This window comes from Clostridium sp. ZS2-4 (assembly GCF_026719745.1).
Taxonomy (GTDB): Bacteria; Bacillota; Clostridia; order Clostridiales; family Clostridiaceae; genus Clostridium_H.
On the sequence record NZ_JAPPRQ010000006.1, the window covers coordinates 1 to 2,046 of the forward strand.

At 29.9% G+C, this 2,046-nt stretch carries 4 protein-coding genes; all 4 read right to left on the minus strand.

Annotation, left to right across the window (positions count from 1 at the left end):
- The coding region (locus OIO11_RS17090; protein ID WP_326497900.1) for a DNA/RNA non-specific endonuclease at positions 1 to 143 on the minus strand (143 nt) is incomplete at its 3' end.
- Positions 140 to 520 (minus strand): hypothetical protein, encoded by a 381-nt coding sequence (locus OIO11_RS00390; RefSeq protein ID WP_268069352.1) that lies wholly within the window; start codon positions 518 to 520, stop codon positions 140 to 142. The genes OIO11_RS17090 and OIO11_RS00390, both read right to left, overlap by 4 nt.
- 230 nt (positions 521 to 750) lie before the next feature.
- Positions 751 to 1,200, minus strand: a complete 450-nt coding sequence (locus tag OIO11_RS00395) for an SUKH-3 domain-containing protein (RefSeq protein WP_268069353.1) — start codon at positions 1,198 to 1,200, stop codon at positions 751 to 753.
- Between the two features lie 12 nt (positions 1,201 to 1,212).
- On the minus strand, positions 1,213 to 2,046 hold an 834-nt coding region (locus tag OIO11_RS00400), incomplete at its 5' end, for a hypothetical protein (protein ID WP_268069354.1).

Sequence of the window (2,046 nt, forward strand, 5' to 3'; positions counted from 1 at the left end):
GAAACTTTTTTTGGTGGTATTTCTTTCAATGCATCCGCCCACTCAGTCTCCATCTTATACCATTCACCACCAGAACGATTAATTTGGCTATTTTGAGCAACAAGATTATCAATATCACCCGAACCATGAAATTGACTTCCTATAAATCACCTATACCAGCATACTCTTCTTGCATACCAAGAGATTTTCTAATATTATATCCTACTCTATCTGTCAATTCATTGAGAGAATTTAAAGCATCATCTGTTTTTGATGCTCCTGCACGCAATAAATCATCAACTTTATCATCAATACTACTTGTTATTTTATTGAATTTACCAGATACTCTATCAACTAGATTTTGAGTACTATTCTTTATACTATTTATTACATCGTCTGCTTTGTTTGCTACTGTATCAAATAACTCCCTGCTGGTCTTACTAAATGCACCTAAAATATCATCGACTTTACCAGATACTTTATTTAACATACTCTTGCTGCCACTTGATAGTTTACTAAGTACTTTCCCAATTGAATCCACTTTGGAAATAAATTTCAAAACTACTTTTATGTATTTATCGCATATGTTAACTACTAAAAAAATAATGAACTAGCTGAAATTGAGTAGGCTAGTTCATTTCATCTTTTCACTGCATTATTACAATTATGTAGCAAGTTATTATGATATATTTTATTACTTTTAATACACTAATTAGAATTTAATAATTCTGTAATAAGATTACACATGATTTTGTATTGAGTAAAATATTGTTACCCTTTGAATTTATCCCAAATTATTGTGCCTTTTTCATTAATAATATTATCAAATGCCTCCCAAATACTATCTCCTACCCATCCTATTGATTTAAATACTCTTCCTGATTCTGATATAAATAATCTAATCTCTGCATTATAAAGTTCACCTATAAGCATAACTTTTTCATCAACGTATTCACTTAAAGTAAAAAATGAACTATCTAGCATTCCTATTGATTCTTTAATACATGTACTATGCTTAGATATCTTTTTAGAGCCGTCCTTCCTTATCCTTTCAACATTAATTCTTAACTCTCCAAATTCCTCCATAAACCTTTTAGCACTTTCTAAGACTTCAAATCCTCTTTCTTCAAGAAATTTTATATTTTCTGATATATCTATCCTTCTTCCCTCATACCATCCTGCGTTCTTTAATACTTCTATTGTTTTATTTGATATTTCCACCTTAAATACCTCCTAGTAATCAATGTTATACGTTCCTTTAAATGTTCTTTGACAATTATCACAAGGTTCTGCAAATCTACCATCTAAATTTTCTGTGCGATAAACCAAATCATCATATCTTGCACCTTTTAATATTGCATCTCTTGAACTCCAAATTTCTGCACAATTATCAATATTCCAATCTGATTCAAAACTTGGTTCACCATATACATTTAATTCCCCTAAATCTGATGCTTCTTTTTTTACTCTTTCAATATCAACTCTTAATTTAGCCATATCTTCTCTAATAAACGCTTCATTTTTTCCAACCCAAAAGCTATTTGGTAAATCATCTAAATGCTCATCAGATAATAAACTTCTATAATATTTAGTATAATCCTCAGTTGTTTTACAAAATTCTCTAGGGTCAACTCCTGTATAATCCTTTATTGTTAGATTATACTTCCAAATTCCACTTCCGGCTTCACCTTTTAAATTTAAATCTCCTAAATCCGCAGTCGAACAAATTTTACTTATCCCCCTTGCATCCTTATCATTTAATAATCCTTTTCTGAATTTTTTTAATTCATTTACCATTTGTCCTCTGCAATTATTTAAATTAAATTGCTTTATTCTATCAGCTTTAGTAACCCCTTCAATACCATTTTTAACCTTCTCAAATTCCTTTTTAAACCTACCTAAAGCCTCATAACCATTACCCAAATTACTCCCAAGTACTGCTGGCTTCGGTCCTTTTTTCATATTGTTTAATGCTATTTTAGCTATTCTAATATTCTCTGATATTTCAGCTGATATCTTATTAAATGCTTTTTTAACAAAGGGTGCTGCTTTCTTAATTAATTTTTC